21 protein-coding genes and 1 rRNA gene are annotated in these 24529 nt (G+C 69.7%); 10 read left to right on the top strand and 12 right to left on the bottom strand.

Annotated elements, in window-relative coordinates; genetic code table 11:
- Positions 1-151: 151 nt before the first annotated feature.
- A complete protein-coding gene (locus ABZ434_RS11235; RefSeq protein ID WP_359134245.1) occupies positions 152-718 on the top strand; it encodes a DJ-1/PfpI family protein in 567 nt (188 codons plus the stop codon).
- A 20-nt stretch (positions 719-738) separates the two neighbouring features.
- On the opposite strand, the gene ABZ434_RS11230 is transcribed toward ABZ434_RS11235, so the two are convergent.
- Positions 739-1410 carry an HAD family hydrolase gene (locus ABZ434_RS11230; protein ID WP_359134243.1) on the bottom strand — a complete coding sequence of 224 codons (672 nt, stop codon included), beginning with the start codon at positions 1408-1410 and terminating at the stop codon, positions 739-741.
- A gap of 67 nt (positions 1411-1477) precedes the next feature.
- Positions 1478-1984, bottom strand: a complete 507-nt coding sequence (locus ABZ434_RS11225; RefSeq protein ID WP_359134241.1) for a hypothetical protein — start codon at positions 1982-1984, stop codon at positions 1478-1480.
- A 288-nt stretch (positions 1985-2272) separates the two neighbouring features.
- Here ABZ434_RS11225 and ABZ434_RS11220 point away from each other — a divergent pair, with 288 nt between their 5' ends.
- Positions 2273-2692: an Rv3235 family protein gene (locus ABZ434_RS11220; RefSeq protein WP_359134239.1), complete on the top strand. Its 420-nt coding sequence runs from the start codon at positions 2273-2275 to the stop codon at positions 2690-2692.
- A 280-nt stretch (positions 2693-2972) separates the two neighbouring features.
- On the opposite strand, the gene secA is transcribed toward ABZ434_RS11220, so the two are convergent.
- Complete coding sequence (gene secA / locus ABZ434_RS11215; RefSeq protein ID WP_359134237.1) at positions 2973-5786, bottom strand: preprotein translocase subunit SecA; 2814 nt, start codon at positions 5784-5786, stop codon at positions 2973-2975.
- A 240-nt stretch (positions 5787-6026) separates the two neighbouring features.
- Here secA and ABZ434_RS11210 point away from each other — a divergent pair, with 240 nt between their 5' ends.
- Positions 6027-6614 (top strand): GNAT family N-acetyltransferase, encoded by a 588-nt coding sequence (locus ABZ434_RS11210; RefSeq protein ID WP_359134235.1) that lies wholly within the window; start codon positions 6027-6029, stop codon positions 6612-6614.
- 52 nt (positions 6615-6666) lie between these two features.
- Positions 6667-7842: a crosslink repair DNA glycosylase YcaQ family protein gene (locus tag ABZ434_RS11205; protein WP_359134232.1), complete on the top strand. Its 1176-nt coding sequence runs from the start codon at positions 6667-6669 to the stop codon at positions 7840-7842.
- A 33-nt stretch (positions 7843-7875) separates the two neighbouring features.
- Here the strand turns inward: ABZ434_RS11205 and ABZ434_RS11200 are convergent, their stop codons facing one another.
- From ABZ434_RS11200 to mtnA, 7 genes are all read right to left on the bottom strand, one after another.
- A complete protein-coding gene (locus tag ABZ434_RS11200) occupies positions 7876-8631 on the bottom strand; it encodes a response regulator transcription factor (protein WP_359134229.1) in 756 nt (251 codons plus the stop codon).
- A 185-nt stretch (positions 8632-8816) separates the two neighbouring features.
- Positions 8817-9506 (bottom strand): ribosome-associated translation inhibitor RaiA, encoded by a 690-nt coding sequence (gene raiA / locus ABZ434_RS11195; RefSeq protein ID WP_359134227.1) that lies wholly within the window; start codon positions 9504-9506, stop codon positions 8817-8819.
- Between the two features lie 321 nt (positions 9507-9827).
- Entirely contained in the window at positions 9828-10556 is a 729-nt protein-coding gene (locus tag ABZ434_RS11190) for a ComF family protein (RefSeq protein ID WP_359134225.1), read from the bottom strand.
- Between the two features lie 82 nt (positions 10557-10638).
- Positions 10639-12405: an LpqB family beta-propeller domain-containing protein gene (locus ABZ434_RS11185; protein ID WP_359134556.1), complete on the bottom strand. Its 1767-nt coding sequence runs from the start codon at positions 12403-12405 to the stop codon at positions 10639-10641.
- 85 nt (positions 12406-12490) lie between these two features.
- Positions 12491-14512, bottom strand: a complete 2022-nt coding sequence (mtrB, locus tag ABZ434_RS11180; protein WP_359134223.1) for an MtrAB system histidine kinase MtrB — start codon at positions 14510-14512, stop codon at positions 12491-12493.
- Position 14513: 1 nt separating this feature from the next.
- The gene (gene mtrA / locus ABZ434_RS11175) at positions 14514-15203 is read right to left on the bottom strand and encodes a two-component system response regulator MtrA (protein ID WP_005316841.1); all 690 of its coding nucleotides are present in this window, start codon (positions 15201-15203) and stop codon (positions 14514-14516) included.
- Positions 15204-15207: 4 nt separating this feature from the next.
- On the bottom strand, positions 15208-16353 hold the full coding sequence (mtnA, locus tag ABZ434_RS11170; protein WP_359134221.1) for an S-methyl-5-thioribose-1-phosphate isomerase: 1146 nt from the start codon (positions 16351-16353) through the stop codon (positions 15208-15210).
- A 140-nt stretch (positions 16354-16493) separates the two neighbouring features.
- Between mtnA and ABZ434_RS11165 the strand changes: the two genes are divergently transcribed.
- Genes ABZ434_RS11165 through ABZ434_RS11145 form a run of 5 tightly spaced genes read left to right on the top strand, consistent with a single transcriptional unit; the run spans position 16494 to position 21933 of the window.
- Positions 16494-17696 (top strand): glycerophosphoryl diester phosphodiesterase membrane domain-containing protein, encoded by a 1203-nt coding sequence (locus ABZ434_RS11165; RefSeq protein ID WP_359134219.1) that lies wholly within the window; start codon positions 16494-16496, stop codon positions 17694-17696.
- Positions 17697-17700: 4 nt separating this feature from the next.
- Positions 17701-18390 (top strand): DUF4129 domain-containing protein, encoded by a 690-nt coding sequence (locus tag ABZ434_RS11160; RefSeq protein ID WP_359134217.1) that lies wholly within the window; start codon positions 17701-17703, stop codon positions 18388-18390.
- Positions 18387-19613 carry a DUF4350 domain-containing protein gene (locus ABZ434_RS11155; RefSeq protein WP_359134215.1) on the top strand — a complete coding sequence of 409 codons (1227 nt, stop codon included), beginning with the start codon at positions 18387-18389 and terminating at the stop codon, positions 19611-19613. The genes ABZ434_RS11160 and ABZ434_RS11155 overlap by 4 nt, the downstream gene beginning before the upstream one ends.
- A complete protein-coding gene (locus ABZ434_RS11150) occupies positions 19610-20611 on the top strand; it encodes a MoxR family ATPase (RefSeq protein ID WP_359134213.1) in 1002 nt (333 codons plus the stop codon). Before ABZ434_RS11155 ends, ABZ434_RS11150 begins: the two co-directional genes overlap by 4 nt.
- 11 nt (positions 20612-20622) lie before the next feature.
- Complete coding sequence (locus ABZ434_RS11145; protein ID WP_359134552.1) at positions 20623-21933, top strand: DUF58 domain-containing protein; 1311 nt, start codon at positions 20623-20625, stop codon at positions 21931-21933.
- Between the two features lie 90 nt (positions 21934-22023).
- Here ABZ434_RS11145 and ABZ434_RS11140 read toward each other — a convergent pair whose 3' ends face one another.
- Positions 22024-23274 (bottom strand): MFS transporter, encoded by a 1251-nt coding sequence (locus ABZ434_RS11140; RefSeq protein WP_359134211.1) that lies wholly within the window; start codon positions 23272-23274, stop codon positions 22024-22026.
- Positions 23275-23410: 136 nt separating this feature from the next.
- Here ABZ434_RS11140 and ABZ434_RS11135 point away from each other — a divergent pair, with 136 nt between their 5' ends.
- Positions 23411-24364 carry a LysR family transcriptional regulator gene (locus ABZ434_RS11135; protein WP_359134209.1) on the top strand — a complete coding sequence of 318 codons (954 nt, stop codon included), beginning with the start codon at positions 23411-23413 and terminating at the stop codon, positions 24362-24364.
- Positions 24365-24434: 70 nt separating this feature from the next.
- Here ABZ434_RS11135 and rrf read toward each other — a convergent pair.
- Positions 24435-24529: ribosomal RNA gene (gene rrf / locus ABZ434_RS11130) — 5S ribosomal RNA — on the bottom strand; the annotation flags it as partial.

Raw genomic sequence — 24529 nt, 5'->3', positions numbered from 1 at the left:
GGCTATCTCGCCCGCCCCCGTCACCGTCACGAGCCGTATGTGTACAAAAGAAGGCGCCGAACTTTGACACTCTGGACAGCGCACGGGCCCTGACTACCGCACTCTGGTACCGGTAAACGGAACAGGCCGACGCACCGTGGGGAGCCCCGCCATGGCACCGAAGATCCTGATCGTCACCGGCGACGCCGCCGAGTCCCTCGAAGTCCTCTACCCGTACCAGCGGCTGCGCGAGGAGGGGTACGAGGTCCACATCGCCGCCCCCTCCCGCAAGACGCTCCGCTTCGTGGTCCACGACTTCGAACCCGGCTTCGACACCTACACCGAGAAGCCCGGCTACACCTGGCCCGCCGACCTGGCCTTCTCCGAGGTCGACCCGGACGACTACGTGGCCCTGGTCGTCCCGGGCGGCCGCGCCCCCGAATATCTGCGCAACGACGCGGACCTGCGCACGATCCTCTCGGCGTTCTTCGACACGGACCGCCCCGTGGCGCAGATCTGCCACGGCCCGCTGATGACCGCGGCGGCCGGCGCGCTGAAGAACCGCCGGGTCACGGCATATCCCGCGCTGGAGCCGGACATGGAGACGGCCGGGGCCGCCTTCGAGGACAGCGAGGTCGTGGTGGACGGGACCCTGGTCTCGTCCCGTGCCTGGCCGGACCACTCGGCCTGGATGCGTGCTTTCCTGGCCGTGCTCCGCACCAAGGCCCCGGTCGTCTGAGCCCGTTCGCGGGCCGCCGGCTACTCGCTCAGCTGCTGGGCGAGGGCCGCGGCCTCGGCCAGGGTGTCCACGACGGGCACCCCGGCCGCCTCCAGACTGGCCCGGCTGTGCGAACCGCCGGTGAAGAGCACCGCTTTCGCTCCGACGTGGGCCGCGGCGACCGCGTCGTCCACGGCGTCACCGATGACCACCGTGTACTCGGGGGATATTCCGTCCAGCGCCGCGAAGTGCCGCTCCATGTGCTGCGCCTTGCTGCCGCCGGACGGCCCGGTACGCCCGTCCACGCGCAGGAAGTGCCGCTCGATGCCGAATCCCCGCACGACGGGGACCAGGTGCTCATGCCCGTACATGCTCAGCAGGGACTGGCTCCGGCCCGTCAGCTGCCACTGTGCGAGCAATTCGGCGGCCCCCTCGGTCAGCCCGCAGGACGTGCGCTGCTCGGTGTAGTGGCGGTGGAAGACCCCGTCCATCAGCTCCCACTCGGTCTCCGTGGGCAGCCGGCCCATCAGACGCTCGTAGAAGCGGGGTATCGGGATGCAGTACATCTCCCGGTACTGCTCCAGGGTGATCGGCGCCAGACCGACCTCGACGAACGCCGCGTTCGTCGCACCGACGACCGCGGTGTTGTCGTCGAGCAGAGTGCCGTTCCAGTCCCAGACCAGATGCGTGCGGTGCTTCCCGTGCGTCCCCATGGAAGAAAAATACCCGCTGCCACCGACAACCGGACGAACAGCCCTTCGTACGGCCGTCCGCGGGCCCTCACCCGATCAGATTCGGGATCTCCTGAATGCCGAACCACAGGAGCTCGTGGTCCTCGGCGCCGTCGACGGTGAACTGGGCGTCGTCGTCGCCGAGGTCGGCCGCTCCCAGGGCGGCCGCGGCGGCGGTGACGTCCTTGTCGGCCTCGTCCGAGTCGACGTGCACGGCGGCGGCCTCGGCCAGCGCGACCGCGGAGGCGATGGTGACCTCACCGAGCGAGGAGGCGTCCAGGATGTGGTCCGGATCGGCGACCGCGGCCCCGTCCGGCACGTCGACGGCGACGACGACACGTCGGCGGGCGACCCCGGGGTCTCCCGCGACCAACCGCAGCGACGCGGACGCGGCCCGGTTGAGCGCCGCGTACTCCAGCTCCTCGATGTCGTCGGAGACGTACCACTCCCGCAGCGCGGGGGTCACCGCGTAGGCGGTCAGCGGGCCGGGGCCGACCTCGCCCGCCCGGTGCGCCGCTGCGAGCCCGGAGAGGGTCAGGGGGACGTACACGCGCATGGCTGGGGTCGCTTTCGTAGTCGGAACGCCCTCAGGATACGTGGGGCGTCCCCCTTTGGGGTTACGTGTCCGGCCCCCGCCCCGTCCACCCGGCAACCGGCCCTCACCCTGCCCGGCCCGCCCCGGGCCCCCTCACCGCACCGGCCCCGCCACCCGGATAGGTGAATCCGGGGCCTTCCACCCCCGGCCTACCGACGCTTGCGGCCGCCTCCGCCGTCCCCGTAGAAGATCCACAGCAGAAGTTACCGCCCGGTACTGAGCCGGGCCTCTGAAGCACGGGGGCGACAGATGAGCACGAACAGGACCCGGCCCGCCGGACGGCACGACGCACGCAGGCCCGAAGCCGTACCCGCACAACGCCGCCGGACCGCACAGGGCATCCGGCCCCACCACTGGTTCGCGGAACGCCTCCTGGCGGTGCTCAGCGGCCAGCGCCCCGTCCACTGGATGCTCGGCCACACGATCGGCGAGGCCTACGACCAACTCGCCGAACTTGCCCCGGCCACCCCGCTCAGGAGCCGGGGTGCCCGCCCTGTCATTCGCATGTGCCGAGGCGCCCAGCCGGCCCCCGGCGTCGTGGAGGCCTGCGCGAGCGTCGCGGCGGGCGAACAGGTCCGCGCCATGGCCTTCCGCCTGGAACAGGGCCCCGACCTCCGCTGGCGCTGCGCCGCGGTGGAACTGGGCAACACCCCGGTACGCCGGCCCTGACCCCTTTCTGGGGCAGGAACCAGCCCCCGGACCCTCCGACCCCACTGACCGCCACCCCGGCCCCAACGAACCCGCCCAACCCTCAGGTCTCCCCCGGCCCGTACTCCCAGCCCCTCCGGCGTTCGAGGAGAGCGGGGCCCGGGGCGGAGCCCCGGTTGCGGACGGGGCGGGCAGGGGCGGGGCCCACCGCAGGCGCACCTCGCCCCACCGAACGCACAACGGCCGGGGCCGGACACCCAACGGTGCCCGGCCCCGGCCGCAGACAGACGATCAGCGCACGCTACTTCTTGCGGCGACGCCCACCGCCACCACTCTTCTGCGCCTTGCGCCGCTCCGCCCGGGTGAGTCCGTCGGACTCCGCGGAGGCCCCGCTGTCGCTGTTGGAGAAGTCGCCCTCGACGACACCGCCCTCCCCGTCCACCGTGGGAGCGGAGAAGTGCAGCCGGTCCGGACGCTGCGGAGCGTCGAGCCCCTTGGCCCGGATCTCCGGACGCGCCGCCGGAACGGCGTCCTCCTTGGACAGGGACGTCGCCGCGTCCTGGACGGGAACCTCCTCGACCTGCTGCTCGACCTGGACCTCCAGGTTGAACAGGTAGCCGACGGACTCCTCCTTGATGCCCTCCATCATGGCGTTGAACATGTCGAAGCCCTCGCGCTGGTACTCGACCAGCGGGTCCTTCTGCGCCATGGCACGCAGGCCGATGCCCTCCTGGAGATAGTCCATCTCGTAGAGGTGCTCACGCCACTTGCGGTCCAGGACGGACAGCACCACACGCCGCTCCAGCTCACGCATGATGTCGGAGCCGAGCGTCTTCTCACGCTCGTCGTACTGCTCGTGGATGTCATCCTTGACGGACTCGGCGATGAACTCGGCGGTGACACCGGCGAGATCCCCGGCGGCCTCCTCCAGCTCGGCAACCGTGACCTTCACCGGGTAGAGCTGCTTGAACGCGCCCCACAGCCGGTCCAGGTCCCACTCCTCGGCGAAGCCCTCCGCCGTCTCCTGGCGGATGTAGTCGTCGATCGTGTCGTCCATGAAGTGGCGGATCTGGTCCTGCAGGTCCTCGCCCTCCAGAACCCGCCGCCGCTCGCCGTAGATGACCTCACGCTGGCGGTTGAGCACCTCGTCGTACTTCAGGACGTTCTTACGCGTCTCGAAGTTCTGCTGCTCGACCTGCGACTGCGCCGACGCGATGGCCCGCGTCACCATCTTGTTCTCGATCGGCACGTCGTCGGGCACATTGGCCATCGACATGACGCGCTCGACCATCTGCGCCTTGAACAGGCGCATCAGGTCGTCGCCGAGCGAGAGGTAGAAGCGGGACTCGCCCGGGTCGCCCTGGCGGCCGGAACGGCCACGGAGCTGGTTGTCGATACGACGCGACTCGTGCCGCTCGGTTCCGAGGACGTACAGCCCGCCGAGGTCCTTGACCTCCTCGAACTCCGCCTTCACGGCCTGCTCGGCCTTCTCCAGCGCGGCGGGCAGAGCGGCCGCCCACTCCTCGACGTGCTCCACCGGGTCGAGACCGCGCTGGCGCAGCTCGGCCTCGGCGAGGTCGTCCGGGTTACCGCCCAGCTTGATGTCCGTACCGCGGCCGGCCATGTTCGTCGCGACCGTGACGGCGCCCTTGCGGCCGGCCTGGGCGACGATCGTCGCCTCACGGTCGTGCTGCTTGGCGTTGAGGACCTCGTGCTGGACACCGCGCTTGGAGAGCTGCTGCGAGAGGTACTCGGACTTCTCGACCGAGGTGGTGCCGACCAGGATCGGCTGGCCCTTCTCGTGCTTCTCCGCGATGTCGTCGACGACGGCGGCGAACTTCGCGACCTCGGTGCGGTAGATCAGGTCCGACTGGTCGGCCCGGACCATCGGCCGGTTGGTCGGGATGGGCACCACGCCGAGCTTGTAGATCTGGTGGAACTCGGCAGCCTCGGTCATCGCCGTACCGGTCATGCCGGAGAGCTTTCCGTAGAGGCGGAAGAAGTTCTGGAGGGTGATCGTGGCGAGCGTCTGGTTCTCGTCCTTGATGTCCACCCCTTCCTTCGCCTCGATCGCCTGGTGCATGCCCTCGTTGTAGCGGCGGCCGGCGAGGATACGGCCGGTGTGCTCGTCGACGATCATGACTTCGCCGTCGATGACGACGTAGTCCTTGTCCTTCTTGAAGAGTTCCTTGGCCTTGATGGCGTTGTTGAGGTACCCGACGAGGGGGGTGTTCACCGACTCGTAGAGGTTGTCGATGCCGAGCCAGTCCTCGACCTTCGCCACACCGGGCTCATGGATCGCGACGGTCCGCTTCTTCTCGTCGACCTCGTAGTCGCCGGTCTCCTCGATGCCCTTGAGCGGGTTGCCCGCCTCGCCCTTGGTGAGGCGCGTGACCAGCTTGGCGAAGTCGCCGTACCACTTGGTGGCCTGGTCGGCGGGGCCGGAGATGATCAGCGGCGTACGGGCCTCGTCGACCAGGATCGAGTCGACCTCGTCGACGATCGCGAAGTTGTGGCCGCGCTGGACGAGCTCCTCCTGCGCCCAGGCCATGTTGTCGCGGAGGTAGTCGAAGCCGAACTCGTTGTTCGTCCCGTACGTGATGTCGCAGCCGTACTGCTCGCGGCGCTGGGCCGGAGTCATGTTGGCGATGATGCAGCCGACGGTCAGTCCGAGGAACTTGTGGACCCGGCCCATCATCTCCGAGTCACGCTCGGCCAGATAGTCGTTGACCGTGATCAGGTGCACGCCCTTGCCGGAAAGCGCGTTGAGGTACGCAGGCAGGGTGCCGACGAGGGTCTTGCCCTCGCCGGTCTTCATCTCGGCCACGTAACCGAGGTGCAGGGCTGCGCCGCCCATCATCTGGACGTCGTAGTGGCGCTGTCCGAGGACCCGCTTGGCGGCCTCACGGACGGTCGCGAATGCCTCGGGGAGCAGGTCGTCCAGGCTCTCGCCGTCCGCGTACCGTTCCTTGTACTCGTCGGTGAGCGCCCGCAGCTCGGCGTCGGAGAGGTTGACGAAGTCCTCTTCGATGGAGCTGACCTGGTCCGCGATGCGGTGCAGTTTGCGCAGGATCTTGCCTTCGCCTGCACGCATGAGCTTGTTGAAGACGGACACTGAGGCTGGTCTCCTTGCCGGTCGGGCCTGGCACTGGGTCGTGTTATGGACTCTGGCGCGGGCACGGCAGGTGGGCCCCACCGCAACGGCCATCGTAAGCGAGGACCCCGCCGCGCCGGGAGGGCTGCCACCGCGTTGACCTCGCGGTGCCCTTCCGAGTCAACGGCCGAAGGGCGCCGAAGGTGCCGGGAAGCCCGAAAAGTACTCGCCACACGACGGTTCCCTCACCAGAATCCGTACATGGAGCCGATCACTCTCACCACCGACCGCCTGTTGCTGCGCCCCTTCGTCCCGGGCGACGCCGACGCCCTGCACGCGGCCTGCCAGGACCCCGACATCCAGCGCTGGACAGTCGTCCCCTCGCCCTACGGCCGCGCCGACGCGGAGCTCTTCACCCAGCAGCTCTCGCCCGGTGGCTGGCAGGACGACTCCATGTACAACTTCGCCGTGGTGCTGCGCGACGGCGGCGCACTGGCCGGTGCGCTCGGAATCAACCGGCGCACCGGGCCGGGGACGTACGAGGTCGGCTTCTGGACCGCCAAGGAGCACCGCGGTCTCGGCTACACGACGGAGGCGGTCCTGCGCGCCGCCCACTGGACCTTCACCTCGCTCGCCGGGGACCGGCTGGAGTGGCGGGCCGAGACCGGCAACCTCCCCTCGCGGGCCGTCGCGCTGCGTGCGGGCTTCCGCATGGAGGGCGACCAGCGCTCCGGGCTGATCAACAAGGGTGTGCGCCGCGATACGTGGGTCGGCGCGCTGCTGCCGTCCGACCTCGGTCTGCCCGGCACCGACGCCTATCTGCCGGCGGAGACCCCCGCCCGGTCGTGACAGGGCCGCCGGCCCGGCCGTGATGTCAGTGGCGCCCTCTAGGGTGCGTGGCATGACGCCTGTGCAGCCTCCCGCAGCCGAACTCTCCGCCGATCAGGCCCGCAGGATCGCGCTGCGGGCCCAGGGTTTCCTCGGCGCCCCGGACCGCCGGGCCGGGGTGCCCGGGGTCCTGCGCCACCTCGGAGCCGTCCAGCTCGACACGATCTCGGTGCTCGCGCGCTCGCACGAACTGATTCCGTACGCGCGCCTGGGCATGATCGGCCGGCAGTCGGTCGAGGAGGCGTACTGGTCGGGCGGTCGCGCCTTCGAGTACTGGTCGCACGCGGCCTGCATCCTGCCGGTCGAGGAGTGGCCCCACTTCGCCTTCCGCCGCCGCGCCTACCGCTCACGCCCGCAGTGGCATCACGATCTGCCGGACGGCGCCTACGACACCGTCATCAAGCAGCTGCGCGCCGAGGGCCCGCTGACGGCGACGGAGCTGGGCGGCGCGAAGAACGGCGGGGAGTGGTGGGACTGGTCCGCCTCGAAGGTGGCCGTCGAGCGGGCCCTGATGTACGGCGAGGTGGTGTGCACCGAGCGGCGTGGCTGGAAGCGGGTCTACGACCTCGCGGAGCGCGCCCTGCCCGACGCCGTGCTGCACGACGATCTGGACGACGCCGAGTGCCTGCGCCGGCTCGTGGCGCTCGCGGGACGGTCACTGGGAGTAGGCACCCGCGCGGACATCGCGGACTACCACCGCCTCAAGGGCGAGCAGTTCGACTCCGTGGTGGCGGACTCCGGTCTGGTGCCGGTGTCGGTGCAGGGCTGGGCGAAGCCTGCGTGGGCGGACCCGGAGGCCCTGGCCACCGAGCCGCGCGGGCGGCACCGCACGACGCTGCTGTCGCCGTTCGACTCGCTGGTCTGGGAGCGGGCACGGACCGAGCGGATCTTCGGCTTCACGCACCGTCTTGAGGCGTACGTCCCCAAGCCCAAGCGGATCCACGGCTACTTCGCGATGCCGCTCCTTGCGGGTGGCAGGCTGCAGGGCCGGGTCGACCCGGCCCGCGAGGGCACGACGCTGGTCGCCCGGCAGGTGTCCCTGGCGGGCGCGAAGGCCGTGGCGCCGATGGCGCAGGCGCTGGCGGAAGCCGCTTCCTGGGTCGGCTGCACGGAGGTGCGGCTGGAGCGGGTGGACGCGCCCGAGCTGCGCGGGCCGCTCACCCGGGAAATCGCCCGCGTCCTGGCGTGAGGAGCCATTCCCGGGGCTTTACCCCGGCCCCGGTCACCTGATCTCGAGGATCTTCTCCCTCATGGCGTAGACCACGGCTTCCATCCGGGAGTGCAGCTGGAGCTTCTCCAGAATGTTGCGGACGTGGTTCTTCACGGTGTTCTCGGAAATGAAGAGTTCCTTCGCGATATCCCGATTGTTCATGCCCGTTGCAACCAGTTTGAGGACTTCGAGCTCACGTTCGGTGAGCCGCGGCGCCGGGACCAGCCGACGCTCGTCGGTCCGCTGGATCATCGACTTGAACTCGGTGAGGAGTTTGGACGCCATGGACGGGCTGATCTGGGACTGCCCGTCGGCGACGGCGCGAATCGCGGTGGCGACCTCGTCCGTGGAGATCTCCTTGAGGAGATAACCGGTGGCACCCGCCTTGATGGCTTCGTAGAGGTCCGCTTCCTCATCACTGATCGTCAACATGATGATCTTCGCGCTGGGTGCCACCTCCTTGATGGAGGTGCAGGCCTCGATGCCCCCCCGCTTGGGCATGCGTACGTCCATCAGGACGATGTCGGGCAGCAGATCGGCCGCTTTGTCGACCGCCTCCGCCCCGTCGCCCGCCTCGCCGACGACCTGGATGTCCTCCTCCTGCGCGAGGACGATCTCCAGGCCTCTGCGGAACAGGGCGTGGTCATCGACCACAAGGACTCGGATCGGCTCCCTGCGGGAACCGTTGTCGTCGTCCGCGCCGGTACGGTCACCGCCGGCGTCGTCGGCATCATTCGCATCGCGCACGGGCCCGAAGGTGTCCGCCATCGTTCCTCCCCCTGAAGGCCACGGCCTGAAGTTCACAAACTGTCCGCCAACGGCAGTTCACAGAGCACCGATTGGCTTGGGCCGCCATGATTTCATGCCTGGACGTCGGAGCGGTGATCCCGTGGTCGCACGCGGGTGCCCCTGGGGGCGCACAGACGCTCCAGGGGCACCACGAAGTGGTGGCGTCAGCCGCCGAGCGCGCCGCCCGCGCCGCCCGCCTCATCGGCGGCCAGCGGGTCGGTCCTCAGATGGATGACACCGTAGTCGTAGGCATGCCGTCGGTAGACGACACTGGGTTCCTTCGTCTCGGAGTCGACGAACAGATAGAAGTCGTGACCGACCAGTTCCATCTCGTAGAGCGCCTGGTCGAGCGACATGGGCGCCGCGACGTGCGTCTTCTCACGCATCACCAGCGGTCCTTCGCCCTGTACCTCGAGCGAGCCGATCCTGGTGGTGGGGACGGGCTGTGCCGGTTCGTCGGCGACCAGCTCGCCGTCGCCGTTGAACGACGCCGCGTCCGGCACCATTTCACCGACCTCCGCAGCGGGGATACGCCCCGTGCCGCGGCGGCTGTAGCGCTTGTCGTGCTGCTTGCGCAGCCGCGCCTCCAGCTTGCCTGTGGCCAGGTCCAACGCTGCGTACGGGTCGCCTGCGGCCGCTTCTGCCCTGATGACCGGTCCACGCGAGCGGAGCGTGATCTCCACCCTGTCGGAGCGGTCTGCCTGACGAGGATTCGGCTCCTTGGACACCTCCACGTCGAGGCTGATCACCTTGCCGTCGAACTTCTGGATCTTGTCCAGCTTCAGCTTCTCGGCCACGTGCTTGCGGAACCGCTCGGGCACCTCGGTCTTGCGGCCCTTGACGACGATGTCCACGCAGAACTCCGTTCCCGGATCGCTCCGCTCAGCGGCGGAGCATCTCCCTTTTGCACCAGGCCCCGGTGTTGACCGGAGCCGCGGACTCGGTGACTTCCACCTCCTCCTCCCCCGTCGGCAAGGTCTCCACCCCACCGAATTCCCGGTTTCCGAACTTCGGTGGGTCGCCTGCCCGAAACCTGGTGGTGCATTCCTCGAGACCTGGCATTCACCATTCCTCACAACCGAACATAGCCTGCCAGGACGGATGTCGGCACCCGCTACTCGCACGTACCTCCGTTCAGGTCTCTTTACCCACTCACTACCAGCAACGATGCAAGTTCAGTTCCAGTTCCGGTTTATTTCGTAGGCAGCGGGAGAAGCTGCGACGACGGCCGCGTGACGCACCCCGGTCCCGGCGCTTCCCCATCCGCCGTCCGCCTCGATCGCCCGGGCCGCTTCGGCCAGCGAGGCGCCTGTCGTCAACAAGTCGTCCACCAGCACCACCCGTCCGGCGGCAAGCAGCCTCCCGCCCCCGGCCACGACCCCGAGCGCCCCCGCCAGATTCGCCCGGCGGTCCCGGGCTCCGAGCCCCGACTGGTCGGCCACCGGACGCCGCTGTCGCAGCACGCCCGCCACTCGCGCGGACAGGCCCGCCCGCCGCAGTTCCGCCGCGGCCGCCAGGGCGATCCGACAGGCCGGATCGTGCCCGCGGGCGGCGGCTGCCCGCCGCGCCGACGGTACGGGTACCAGCAACAGCGGACCCCCGTCGGGCAACGCCCCTGCCCCGGCCCTCACAGCACCCGCCAGCGCCCTTCCGGCAGCTCCGGCGAGGCCAAGTGCGCCCCGCTCCTTGTGGGCCAGCAGCACCGCGCGTACCGCGTTCTCGTATCCCGCGGCCGCATGCACGACGGGCAGGCCCGCAGGCTCCGGGTCGGGTCTCACCCGGCGGGGCACCCGGCCGTACAACTGCGCGGCGCACTCCTCGCACAGCTCGGTCCGCGGCCTGCCGCAGCCCCCGCAGTCCACCGGCAGGACCAAGCCGGCGATCTCCCGCCACCACCCGCGCATGACTCCACTGTGCCCGCACCGGGGCAGCCGGACCACCCCTGTGGACAACGGCCGGGCCGCCTCGGAGCACTTGCGGCGGAGGTCAGCCCGGGTAGACCAGCGCCGAGCCCTCCTTCAGGACCGTCTGCCAGTTGTCGCCGGGCAACAGCTTCACTATTCCGTCGCCGACCGTGTCCGCCATCAGCGGCAGCTGTTCGTCGTCCGCTGCCGCGATGGCCCGTACCTGGTTGACGCCGGGCAGCACGCCCGAGGAGGGTGTCGAACCGTCCGCCTGCACATAGCGGACCTGCTGCACCCCTCCCTCCTCCTTGCCCACCACCACGAGGCGGCTGCCGCCCGACCACGACATCGCGGTGACGTCGGCCAGCTGCGGCGCGGCCTGACGCAGGTCCACCACGGATACCTGCTCCTTGCCCTGCGGGCCCTGCCTCTCGATCCGGCCGATCTTCAGCGTCGTCCGCTCGCCCCGGGTCAGCAGCAGCGCGATGCGCACCCCGTCCGAGGACAGGCGCAGTGCCGTGATCCGGCTGCCGTCCAGGATCGGCACAGTGACCTCCTGGGGCTTGCCCGTGCCATCGGCCAGTCGAAGCAGCCGCGCGTTGTCGGGGTCGCGGTCGGCGACCCAGAGGTCACCCCGGCTGTCCCAGCTGGGCGCCGTCAGCCGGTCCCCGGCGTTCTCGGCCCTACTGGTCAGCGCCGGTGCCGGAAGCTGCCCGTCCCTGGCTATGGAGGCTACGTAGAGCGCGCCCCCGTTCTGCGAGAGCGCTGCCGCCGACTGCTCGTCCCGGGCGACTCCCACCGCGCTCACCCGCAGCGGGCCACTGCCGAACGGGCCGGCCACCGGCTCCGGCTCACCACTGCCCCGGGTACTCCCGGGGATGCGTTCCACATGCCCCTTGGCGACGAAGTACTGGCTGTCGGGCCCGCCCGACGAACCGTCGGGGGCGTACTCCTCGGCCTGGTCCGCTCCCAGCACGCACAGCGCCGAACCGTCGGAACGCTGCAGCTCGACCTGCTCGACCCGCGCGGATGTCAGATCACGGAGGGTGAAGAGCACCTGCGAAGCCATCATCCGGCAGGAGCGCTGTCCGGCCCCGTCCGCCTTCTTGTTGAGCGGGACCTTGAGCACGTTGCGGTCGTCCGGAGTCAGGGAGGTGACGCCCTTGCGCAGTCCGGTGCCCGCGGGGAAGCGGGACGTGACCACCGGACGCAGCCAGTCGGTCGGCCCCCTCAGAAGGCTGCGGACCGCCTGCGTCACCGTGTCCATGCCGGTGGCCGGATCGGTCCGGTTACGGATGTAGACCGGGTCGGCGACCAGCGTGGACTGCGCCTCGGTCGGCCCGGTGGCGAAGTAGAACTTGTTGACGGAACGGTAGAGGCGCTTGAAGTCGGACTGCCCGAGAACCAGGCCGTCCGGCACGATGTCGATGCGCCATTCCTTGCCGTCCGGACCGTTCTGCCGGACCAGGTGGAGGGTGCGGGAGTAGTCCGCCGGGGCGATCGGCTGGTAGGCGCTCTGGTCGTCGACCGTCGCCACCTTTTCGCCGGTCAGGGTGTAGCTCACCTCGGTGGTACTGCGATCGCTCTCGTGGACCGGCCGGTCGCTCCGGTTCGGAGCCTTGGCCAGCACCGTGGTGAGCGCGCCCGGCTTCCAGTTGCTCGACGCCTCCTTCGTGAGGTACTCCCGCGTCGTCCGGAAATCGGAGTCGTCGCTGGTCATCGACTCCAGGAAGCCGTCGACCACCTCGTTCGGAGTGGCGCCGTCACGCGGTGCGACCGCGTACACCTGCACCTGGGAGTCACCGGGCTGCGAAGCGTCCACGGCCTTGACGTCACCCGTGACGGGCATCGAGCCGCACGCGGACAGCAGCACGGCGCCGCATCCGAGCAGCACGGTCGCCCCCACCGCACGTCCACGGCCGCCCTGACGACGGTCAGTGCCCACGAGTCGTGTCCTCCCGCCCCGGATCCTGCCCCGGAGATTCGCTGTGACGGTCCGGCCGCTCCCCTGCGGGCCGCGGCACCACACGTGCGCCGTTGCCGGGGAGGGCCGCCGGATGCACCGATATCGGCGCGGTCCGGGCGGGCACGGGGGCGCGGGCCGGTACGGGCAGTGCCGCCCGGTCCGTGCCGCCCGGCTGCGAAGGCACCGCCATCAACCGGTGCTCGCTGCCCTGGGCAGGAGCGGATGCGGCCCGCTCCCGGTTCTCCCGATTGCGCCGCGAGTCCTCGGGTTCCAGCGGTATCGGCGACCCGCGCAGCGGTTCGTCCGCCGTACGCGGCAGCGTCAGCCGGAACTGGGAGCCGCCGCCGGGCTCACCCCAGGCCTGCAGCCAGCCGCCGTGCAGCCGTGCGTCCTCGACGGCGATGGACAGCCCGAGGCCGGTGCCGCCGGTCGTCCTGGCACGAGCCGGGTCGGCCCGCCAGAAGCGGTTGAACACCCTGGTCGCCTCACCGGGCTTCAGCCCCACGCCGTAGTCCCGGACAGCCACGGCCACCGCTCCACCTGCCACACCCATGCGCACGATGACATCGCGTCCTTCGCCGTGCTCGACGGCATTGACGACCAGGTTGCGCAGAACCCTCTCGACCCGTCGCGCATCGGCCTCGGCGATCACCGGCTGCTCGTCGCCGACCACCCGGATCCGGGTGCCCTTGCGCTCGGCCAGTGGTTCGGCGCCACCGATCACCCGCCGCACGACCTGCCTCAGATCGATCGGCTCCGCCTCCAGCGCCGCGGCGCCCGCGTCGAACCTGCTGATCTCCAGCAGATCGGACAGCAGTGATTCGAACCGGTCGAGCTGGTCCCCGAGCAGTTCCGCGGAACGTGCCGTGACAGGGTCGAAGTCAACGCGTGCCTCGTGAATGACGTCTGCTGCCATCCGCACGGTCGTCAGCGGCGTCCGCAGCTCGTGCGAGACATCCGAGACGAAGCGCCGCTGCATCCGGGAGAGCTCCTCCAGCTGCTGGATCTTCAGCTGGAGGTTCTGCGCCATCTTGTTGAAGGCCTCACCGAGCCGGGCGATGTCGTCCTCGCCGGTGACCTTCATCCGTTCCTGGAGCCGGCCGGCCGAGAGCCGTTCGGCGATCCCCGCCGCCATGCGTACGGGCGTGACGACCTGGCGCACCACGAACCACGCGATGGCCCCGAGCAGCACGACCACGAACAGACCCGCGGTCGCCAGCGTGCCCTTGACCAGGGTCAGGGACTTCTCTTCCTGCGTCAGCGGGAAGACGTAGTACAGCTGATACGGATTGCGGTCGATGTCGTAGAGCCGCTTGCCCACGATGAGACCGGGCTGTGGCTCCTGCCCGTTCGCGTACTTGATCTGGGAGTACGTCTGGAACGCTCCCGGGCCCTTGTTCACCGACTCGCGCAGTTTCTGCGGAATGCTGGCGGCCTCGACGCTGCCCGAGCCGCGCGGCGCGCGGGATCCCTGGTCGGCACTGAGCGCCACCACGTTGAAGGCGTTCTTCCCGCCGCTGGCCAGCTGGTCGACGAGTTCGGTCCGCCAGGAGTTGTTGGCCGTCGTGCCGTCCGCGGTGTCACCGCCCTGTCCGGGGGGGAGTGGTGCGTTCGCCTTCTCCTGCGCGGCCACGAACCCTCCGGCGGCCTGTGTCTGGGCGGCCTTGCCCTTCGCGTCCAGCAGGCCGTTGCGGACCTGCCCGATCACGACGAGGCCGAGGAGCAGCACCACACCGAGCGACATCAGCAGCGTGCCGGCGACGACCCGCAGCTGGAGGTTGCGACGCCACAGCCGTACGGCAGGCAGCAGCGGACGCCGCACCCAGCGCATCAGCAGCCGCGGCACCGGCCCGCCGGGCGCCCGGTCCTGGAACAACCGGCCGCCCTGCAGGAAGCGCCCCAGCGGAGATGACGTGTGCCCTGAACCGGCAGCCCGCTCCGCACGGACTCCCGGCTCCCCGGGCTTCGGAGCAGTGCTACCCAGGGTCATGTCAGCTCGGTCCGGCCTTGTAGCCGACACCTCGGACGGTTACGACGATCTCCGGCCGCTCCGGGTCCTTCTCGACCTTGGAGCGGAGCCGCTGCACGTGCACGTTCACCAGACGGGTGTCAGCGGCGTGGCGGTATCCCCAGACCTGCTCGAGGAGCACCTCACGCGTGAAGACCTGCCACGGCTTACGGGCGAGCGCGACCAGCAGGTCGAACTCCAGCGGGGTCAGGGCGATGGACTGCCCGTCCCGCTTCACCGAGTGCCCGGCCACATCTATGACCAGGTCACCGATGGTCAGCTGTTCGGGTGCCGGCTCCTCGGACCTGCGCAAACGTGCCCTGATCCGGGCAACCAACTCCTTAGGTTTGAACGGCTTGACGATGTAGTCGTCGGCCCCGGACTCCAGGCCAACCACCACGTCAACCGTGTCGCTCTTGGCAGTGAGCATGACGATCGGCACACCGGACTCGGCCCTGATCAGCCTGCAGACCTCGATGCCGTCCCTACCGGGCAGCATGAGATCCAGCAGGACCAGGTCCGGCTTTGCCTCACGAAATGCAGCAAGTGCCTTGTCGCCGTCCGCTACGAACGACGGCTCGAACCCCTCACCACGCAGCACAATCCCGAGCATCTCGGCCAGTGCGGTGTCGTCGTCGACGACAAGGACGCGTCCCTTCATAAACGACATCATCCCATTAGCTAATCGTTACCTGCGATGATCTGGCACACAGCTCTGCCAGTCCGACCCCTGTGACCGGGGAGATTACGCCCTCCTCCGTGACGATCGCCGTGACCAGCTCCGGCGGTGTGATGTCGAAGGCGGGGTTGTACGCCGGGGCCCCCACGGGTGCCACAGGCACTCCGCCCGCACTCCTTCCGCCGACCCCCGGATGCGGCGGTGTGACCTCGGTCACTTCCCGGGCCGGCCGCTGCTCCACGGTGATGGCGGAACCGTCCGCGGTGTGCAGATCCACGGTCGTGGTGGGTGCCACCACGATGAACGGTACGTGGTGATACTTCGCGAGCACCGCCAGCGGATAGCTCCCCACCTTGTTGGCCACCGATCCGTCCGCGGCGATGCGATCCGCCCCGATGAGCACGGCGTCCACCTCCCCCGCGGCGAACAGCGAGCCCGCGGCGTTGTCCGTGAGCAGGCTGTACGGCATGCCGTGGCGCGCCGCCTCGTAGGCGGTCAGCCGGGCGCCCTGCAGCAGCGGGCGGGTCTCGTCCACCCACAGCCGCCTGAGCCGTCCCGCCCTGTGCGCACCGAGCGCCACAGCGAAGGCCGTTCCCTCGCCCCCCGAGACAAGCGCCCCGGTGTTGCAGTGGGTCAGCAGCCGGTGACCGCCACCGGGCAGCAGCTCGTTCAGGAGGGTGAGCCCGAACCGCGCCATGTGCCCACTGGCCACGGCATCCTCCCGGTGCAGCGCCCGGGCCTCGTCCAGTGCCACCGCCGCCGCGTGCTCCGGACCGGCGCCCTTGTCGGCAGCCGCCCAGTACGCCCCGGCGGCACGCCGGACCCCGTACCCGAGGTTCACCGCGGTGGGCCTCGCCTGCTCCAGCAGGCCCGCGGCCTCCGCCACGTCATAGCCCCGCGCGGCGGCGAGAGCCACCCCGTAGGCCCCTGCGATGCCCAGCAGCGGCGCTCCCCGCACCGCCAGGGTCCGGATCGCCTCCACCAGCGCGGGGACGTCGGTACACGCCAGCTCCGCCTCCTCCGCCGGCAGCCTGGTCTGGTCGAGAAGCACCAGCACCGGGCCTTCCGGGGGCTCGTCCCAGCGAAGTACGGGAAGCGCGGCGGGCTCGCTGCCCACCGGCGATTGCGCGTCCTGATCAGCCATCCGTCCAGTCTGCCCCGAGGGACGCCCGCACCGGAAGGAACGAAGGAGATACAGCGCCAGGCCCGGACGGGTGCAACGCGTGGCACGATGGCTGCCAACCTGACGCCCCGATGCGCGGACAGGACCGTGAAGGAGCGAGAATGAACGACACTCCGGGCTGGGCCTCGCCCGGATCTGCCCCCTCCGACGACCAGGAGGCAGGCGTCCCCCGGCCTTCCGAGCCCGTCGACGGCAGCGGTCCTGCGGGAAACTGGTCTTCCACGCAGCCTCCCGCGGGACAGTGGTCCCCACCGAGCAATTCCGCAACCGGCCCCGGCACGCCGCCTCCCCATCCCGGCTGGGGTGTTCCCCCGCAGGAACCCGGTTGGGGGCGCTCGCCGGCTGCTGCCAAGCCCGGCGTCATCCCGCTCCGGCCGTTGGGCGTCGGCGAGATCCTGGATGGTGCCGTATCCACGATGCGCGCGCACTGGCGCACGGTGCTCGGCATCACTCTCGCCGTCTCCGTGATCGCTCAGACCGCCATCCTGCTGGTGCAGAAGTACCTGCTGCCCGAGCCCCCCTCGATCGACCGGAATGCCACCGGCTCGGAGGCCCTGCGCCAGGCCACCGACTCTCTCCGCTCCAGCCTGCTCAACACCGCTCCGCCCCTGCTCATCTCGATGCTCGCCACGATCTTCACCACCGCGGTGCTGACCGTGGTGATCAGCCGCTCGGTGCTGGGCCGCCCCGTCACGCTCTCCGACGCCTGGGCCGAGGCCCGGCCCCGGCTGTTGCCGCTGCTGGGTCTGACCCTCCTGCTGGCCCTCATGGCCGCGGCCATCATGACCGCGGGGATCCTCCCGGGCTTCCTGATCGGCGACACGGCGGGTGTCGGCCTCGCCTTCATCGGGCTGCTCGCCGCCGGCGGTGTGTTCCTCTGGCTCATGGTCCGCTTCTGTCTCGCCTCCCCGGCGCTGATGCTGGAGCGGCAGTCGATCACCGCATCGATGCGGCGCTCCGCCAAACTGGTGCGCGGCGCCTGGTGGCGTACCTTCGGCATCCTCGCGCTCACCTGGCTGCTGACGCTCATCGTGACGCTCGTGATCGGCATGCCGTTCGGCATCATCGCCATGGCCGTCGACGACGGCGGCCTGAGCTCCTTCCTCACCGACGGAGCCACCAGTTTCGGGTGGCCGTTCCTGATCGTCTCCGCGATCGGCGACGTGGTCGTCGCGACGATCACCTATCCGCTGTCCGCCGGTGTCATGGCCCTTCTCTACGTGGACCAGCGCATCCGACGCGAAGCACTCGACCTCGACCTCGCCAGGGCAGCCGGTCTGCCCGGCTACGACAACAGGAGCTGACACCGTGTCGGGGGCGGGCGGTACAGCGGCAACAGCGCTACAGATCCGCGCAAGCGGCGGCATACCCGTGGATACTCCACGGGTGCCCGCCCGCGAAGCCGCGCGGCACGAACTGTCCAAAGCGATGTACCACGAGAACGATCCCAACCCCCTCCAGCGTGCTCTGGACCACGTGTGGACCTGGATCGGCGATCTCCTCTCGACCGCCTCCGGCGCAGCCCCGGGCGGGCCTGTGGGGCTGGTCGCGCTCGTAGTGATCGTCATCGCCCTGATCGCCGCACTCCTGTGGCGCCTGGGCACGCCACAGCGCCCCCGGCGAGCAGCGGACCCCCTCTTCGAAAGCGGCCTACGCGGCGCGCCCGAACACCGTGCCGCCGCCGAGGCCCACGCCGCGGCAGGCCACTGGAGCCAAGCGGTCCAGGAGCGGATGCGCGCCATCGTCCGCTCCCTGGAGGAACGCGCTCTGCTCGACGCCCGCCCCGGACGCACCGCCGATGAGGCGGCCGCCGAGGCGGGCCGCACGCTTCCCGCGCACGCCACGCGGCTCCGGGCGGCAGCCCGGGCGTTCGACGACGTCACGTACGGCGGCCGATCGGCCGACCAGCAGACGTACCTGACCGTGCTCGCCCTGGATCTCGACCTCGAGTCGACGACACCCCAGCTGTCCGGCACGTTTCCGGGGGCTGCGGAGTGACCGCGACGACCACGCCCTCCACCTCCGCCTCTCTCACTCCGCGTCAGGTCTGGGTCCGCGCTCGCGGACTGCTGCTTGCCCTCCTCGTGCTCGTCGCCGCGGGCATCGCCCTCGCTGCCACCCGCTCCGGGGATCAGCACGGTCGTCTCGATCCCCGCTCCGCGGACCGATACGGCAGCAGGGCGGTTGCCGAACTGCTCAAGGATCGAGGCGTCTCCGTCCGCGTCGTCACCACGCTCCGGGCCGCCACCTCCGCAGCCGATGCGGACACGACACTGCTCGTCGCCGCCCCCAATCTGCTGACGCCGTTCCAGCAGGAAGCGCTCCGTGCGGCGACCACCGATTCGGGCGGCCGGACCGTGCTCCTCGCTGCGGGTCCGCCCTCCGTGGGAGCACTGGCTCCCGGTGTCCGCGCACGATCCTCCGTGGCGGTCTCCCCACGTGCTCCGCAGTGCCCTCTGCCCGCCGCACGCCAGGCCGGCAAGGCCGAGACCGGAGGTTTCCGCTACACGTCGGACGGTCTCGGCGCCCTCGCCTGCTACCCGGCCGCCGGACTGCCCTCGCTGCTGATGCTGGAGCAGTCGGCATCGGGTGACACCGTTCTGCTCGGTTCCCCCGACTTCCTCTACAACGAACGTCTGGCCAACGAGGGCAACGCCTCCTTGGCCCTTCAACTCCTCGGCTCGCGCCCACATCTGACCTGGTACCTCCCCTCGCTCAGTGATCCCTCCGCCGCGGGCAGCAGCGGGGACAAGGACAACAGCACGAACGACGACCGCGCGGAGGACGAAAGCAGCTTCATCGACCTGTTCCCGTCGGGCTGGCGCTGGGGAACGCTCCAGCTCACTCTTGCAGCCGTACTTGCCGCTGTCTGGCGGGCACGGCGCCTTGGGCCCGTGGTCGCCGAAAGGCTGCCCGTGGCCATCCGAGCCTCCGAATCGACCGAGGGCCGTGCCCGCCTCCAGCGCAAGGCCAAGGCCCGTGACCGGGCCGCTGCCTCTCTGCGCCACGCCACTCGTACCCGCATGGCCCCTCTCGTCGGCGTCTCCCCGCGCGACGCGAACTCCCCCGCGACGCTTCTCCCCGCCGTATCCGCGCGGCGCGGTGCTGGCGACCTCCATCTGCATGAACTGCTCTTCGGCTCGGTCCCCTCCGACGACGCCGCTCTCGTCCTTCTGGCAGAACAACTCGACACCCTCGAAAGAGAGGTCCGTACCTCATGAGCGCCCCGCCCCCCATTTCCGCCGGGACGACCGAAAGCGTCACCGGCGACGCTGCGGCCCGCGCCTCCCTTGAAGCGCTGCGCTCCGAGATCGCGAAAGCCGTGGTCGGCCAGGACCCGGCGGTCACCGGTCTCGTGGTCGCCCTGCTCTGCCGCGGCCATGTGCTGCTAGAAGGTGTCCCCGGCGTGGCCAAGACCCTCTTGGTCAGGGCACTCGCCGCGTCGCTCGAACTCGACACCAAGCGCGTCCAGTTCACTCCCGACCTGATGCCGAGCGATGTCACCGGATCACTCGTCTACGACGCCCGGACCGCCGAGTTCTCCTTCCAGCCGGGACCGGTGTTCACCAACCTCCTGCTCGCCGACGAGATCAACCGGACTCCTCCCAAGACTCAGTCCTCCCTCCTGGAAGCGATGGAGGAGCGTCAGGTCACCGTCGACGGGACCCCTCGCCCCCTGCCGGACCCCTTCCTCGTGGCAGCGACGCAGAACCCCGTGGAGTACGAAGGCACGTACCCCCTGCCTGAGGCCCAGTTGGACCGGTTCCTCCTCAAGCTGACGGTCCCGCTGCCGTCCCGCGACGACGAGGTCAACGTCCTGACGCGCCATGCCGACGGCTTCAACCCCCGCGATCTGAAGGCGGCAGGTATACGACCGGTCGCCGGGCCTGCCGACCTGGAGGCCGCACGTACCGCCGTTGCCAAGACCACCGTCTCCCCCGAGATCGCCGGCTATGTCGTAGACATCTGTCGTGCCACGCGCGAATCCCCCTCGCTCTCCCTCGGGGTCTCACCCCGAGGCGCCACTGCGCTGCTCTCCACCGCCCGGGCCTGGGCCTGGCTCACCGGCCGCGACTACGTCACCCCCGACGACGTGAAAGCCCTCGCGCTCCCCACGCTCCGGCACCGCCTGCAGCTGCGGCCCGAGGCGGAGATGGAGGGGGTCACTCCCGACTCCGTCATCACCGCAGTTCTCGCCCATGTCCCCGTACCCCGTTGAGGCGGTGAATGGTGGCCCTCACCGGACGCACCGCCCTGCTTGCCGCCCTGGGGTCACTCCTGGTAGGCATCCTGGCCCCGAGCTGGACGGGCATGCTCGCGGTCGATGCCCCGCTTGCTCTAGCAATTCTGTGCGACTACGCCCTGGCAGCGCCAGTGCGTCCGCTCCATTTCACCCGATCCGGTGACACAACCGTTCGACTCGGCGACGCGGCCGAAGTGCTACTCACCGTAGCCAATCCTTCCCGCCGTCGCCTGCGCGCACACCTCCGTGACGCATGGCCGCCCAGCAGTTGGTCCACAGGCACGGACCAGTCGGCGTCTCGCCACACACTGGATGTCCCGCCCGGTGAACGGCGCCGCGTCACCACGTTTCTGCGCCCCACCCGACGTGGCGACCGTCAGGCCGAGCGGATCACGGTCCGCTCCTACGGTCCGCTGGGGCTCGCCGCCCGCCAGGGCAGTCACCACGTCCCATGGAAGCTACGTGTCCTGCCGCCCTTCACGAGCCGCAAACACCTGCCGTCCCGCCTCGCCCGGCTGCGCGAACTCGACGGCCGCACAAGTGTCCTCACCCGGGGCGAAGGCACGGAGTTCGACAGCCTGCGCGCCTACGTTCCCGGCGATGACACCCGCTCGATCGACTGGCGAGCCACCGCGCGCCAGTCAGCGGTCGCTGTAAGGACCTGGCGCCCCGAGCGCGACCGGCACATCCTCGTCGTCCTCGACACCGGCCGCACGTCGGCGGGCCGGGTCGGTGATGTGCCCCGTCTCGACGCGTCGATGGACGCGACACTGCTTCTCACCGCCCTCGCGACCCGAGCGGGCGATCGTGTGGACCTTCTCGCCTACGACCGCCGTGTACGCGCCCAGGTCCGGGGTCGCGGGGCCGGCGACGTCCTGCCGGCCATGGTCGACGCACTGGCCCCGCTGGAGCCGGAACTGGTGGAAACCGACGCCCGAGGTCTCAGCGCCGCCGCGTTGGCGAACGCGCCTCGGCGCTCCTTGCTCGTGCTGCTGACCAGCCTTGACGCAGCCCCTGTCGAAGAGGGTCTGCTGCCTCTGCTGCCACGTCTCACCCAGCGTCATACCGTACTGCTGGCAGCGGTACGAGACCCGCACATCGAGGTGATGGCAGCCGCGAGGGGCACAGTGGACGCTATCTATGAGGCCGCCGCGGGGGCCCGGGCCCAGGAAGGACGGCGTCGGACTGCGGACCAACTCCAGCGTCATGGCGTGATCGTCGTGGACGCCACCCCGGACAGTCTCGCGCCGTCCCTCGCAGACGCCTATCTGGCTCTCAAGGCGGCCGGGCGCCTGTGACGTCGCCGGCCCACCGCAGCTGTCTGCGGACCGGGCCGGACGGGAGGGGGGATGAACTCAGCCGCCTTGGCTACCGAAAACCGCGATGCGTCATGTTCGGACCCGATTCGGATCCGGCTCGTGGGACGGCGCGCGGTCATGCCGGGGCAGCAGGAACGGGGTAGACAGCATGAGAAGGCCGGCGACGGCGATCGCGGTGCGGGGGCCGGTCGCACCGGCCAGCAAGCCCCACAGCCCGGTCATGGCCGCGATGGTCACCTTGCTCGTGACCGACCACGCCGACAGAGTGCGGACGATCCGGTCCGTCGCTGTCTGATCGAGCCGGTACGTGGCGAACACCGGGTTGAACACGCCCATGCAGGTGATCAGTCCGAATTCGACCGCGATGACGAGCACCAGGCCGACGGCGCCGGGCCGGACGAAGGCCAGCCCGATCGACCAGCAAGCGCGCAGCGCACCGACGGACACCAGGACCTTGTGCCGTCCGAAGCGTCCGACAAGCGGTCGGGCAAGCCGTGAGCCGATGATGCCGCCGACGCAGGGCAGGCCGAAGGCGAGGCCGTACTGCCAGGGGGCGAAGCCGAGGTCGCCGAGCATGAGGACGGCGAGCAGCGGCGACGTTGCCATGATCAGGCCGTTGACCAGGACCGTGTTCAGGAACAAGGGCCGCAGGGCCGGGTGCGTCAGGATGTAGCGCCATCCTCCGCCCAGGTCACGAGGCCGGAGTCGCGCTTTGTGCCCACCGCTGGGTACGGGGCGCGACTCGCTGGCGCCGATCGCGTGGATCCCGACGGCTGAGAGCAGATAGCTGACCGCATCGGCGACCACCGTCGCCACCGGCCCGAAGAAGCCGATTGCTGCCGTACCGGCCGGCGGCCCGAGCACGGTGGCGGTCCAGGTCGTGGACTCGAACCGTCCGTTCGCGACGAGCAGGTCCTCCGGTCGCACGAGTGCCTTCAGATACGCGCCACTGGCTGCGTTGAAAGCGATGTCGGCCGCACCGACGACGACCGACACGACCATGAGCTGCACGAAGCCCAGCAGACCCAGTACGTATGCGGCAGGAACGCTCATCAACGTTACGAACCGGGTCAGATCCATCGCGACCATCACCGGTTGCTTGCGACGAAACTCCACCCACGGCCCCAGCGGCACCGCTACTGCGGCCCCCACCGCAAGCCCCGTGGCAGCCAGCACCGATACCTGGGTAGGCCCTGCATGGAGCACAAGAATCGCGATCAGAGCGAAGGCGTCGAACGCCAGTCGCGTCCCGAACGTACTGATGGCGTACGCCGCCCACAGCCACCCGAACTGCCGGCCCAGCGGTCTCCTGCCCACCATCCTCAGCCCACCCTTGATGCCTTACCGAACAAACAGACATTGACCAGGGATAGCTAATCGAGCAGGACAACAGCAGGTCAAACAACCCCTCCAGCGGCTCAGCACAACCATTTGTTGTGGACTAACGTGAATCGGCATGGATCTCGAAGCTGTGCGTACCTTCACCGCCGTGGCCGACGCGGGCCAGTTCCAGGAAGCCGCCGCCGACCTGTCGATCACCCAGCAAGCCGTCTCCAAGCGCATCGCCGTATTGGAGAAGAGTCTCGGGGTTCGGCTGTTCACCCGCACCCCGCGCGGCGCCGAGCTCACCATCGACGGGCAGGCGTTCCTCCCCCACGCGCGCGACCTGTTGCGTGTGGCCGAGCGCGCAGTCGCGTCTGTGCGCGCCGGTCGGCGGCCGCTTCGCGTCGACGTGATCGCATCGCGTGGAGCGCAGGCAGGGCTGATGCGCGGCTTCCACGGCGCGCACCCGGAGATCGAGCTCGACGTCCTGATGCTGTTCGAGATCGAAGCGGCTGTGACCGCCATCAGATCCGGTGCGATCGATGCCTCCTTCCGCGCTGTCGGTGCGCCTGGCCGAGCGCTTCCTGAGGACATCGAGTCCGTCCGGGTCCTCGACGAGCCGCTGCAACTCCTCACCGGCCCTGCCCATGCGCTGGCGGACGCCAGGTCGGTGACCGTCGCGCAGCTCGTTGGGCACCGGATCTGGATGCCCGGCATCGTCCCCGGTACCGAGTGGGGCGCCTACTACGACGCCCTCGTCGCCGAGTACGGCCTCACCATCGAGGCGACAGGTCCCAACTTCGGCTCGGACGCGCTTCTGGACACCATCGCCGACACTCCGGCCCTTGCCACCTTCATGGGAGAGAACACCCGCCTGATCTGGCCCGCCGGCCATGGTCTGCGGCGCATCCCGGTGACGGAGCCGACGCCTGTCTATCCCCACTCACTGATCTGGCGTCGCGACAACCCACACCCCGCGCTCACCGCCCTGCGCGACCATCTCCGTTCCACACAGCCCGACCGGTTGGCCGACGGGACCTGGAAACCTGCGTGGGTCGAGGACTCACCGGACACGCGACGGACGTAGTCCTCTCGCTTCTGGTCCGGAACGCAGAAAAGCCCCGCGCCACAAGGGCACGGGGCTTTCTACAATGATTGTTCGGCGGCGTCCTACTCTCCCACAGGGTCCCCCCTGCAGTACCATCGGCGCTGAAAGGCTTAGCTTCCGGGTTCGGAATGTAACCGGGCGTTT

Source organism: Streptomyces sp. NPDC005761 (assembly GCF_040630635.1).
Taxonomy (GTDB): domain Bacteria; phylum Actinomycetota; class Actinomycetes; order Streptomycetales; family Streptomycetaceae; genus Streptomyces.
This window is presented reverse-complemented; position numbering and strand designations above follow the sequence as displayed.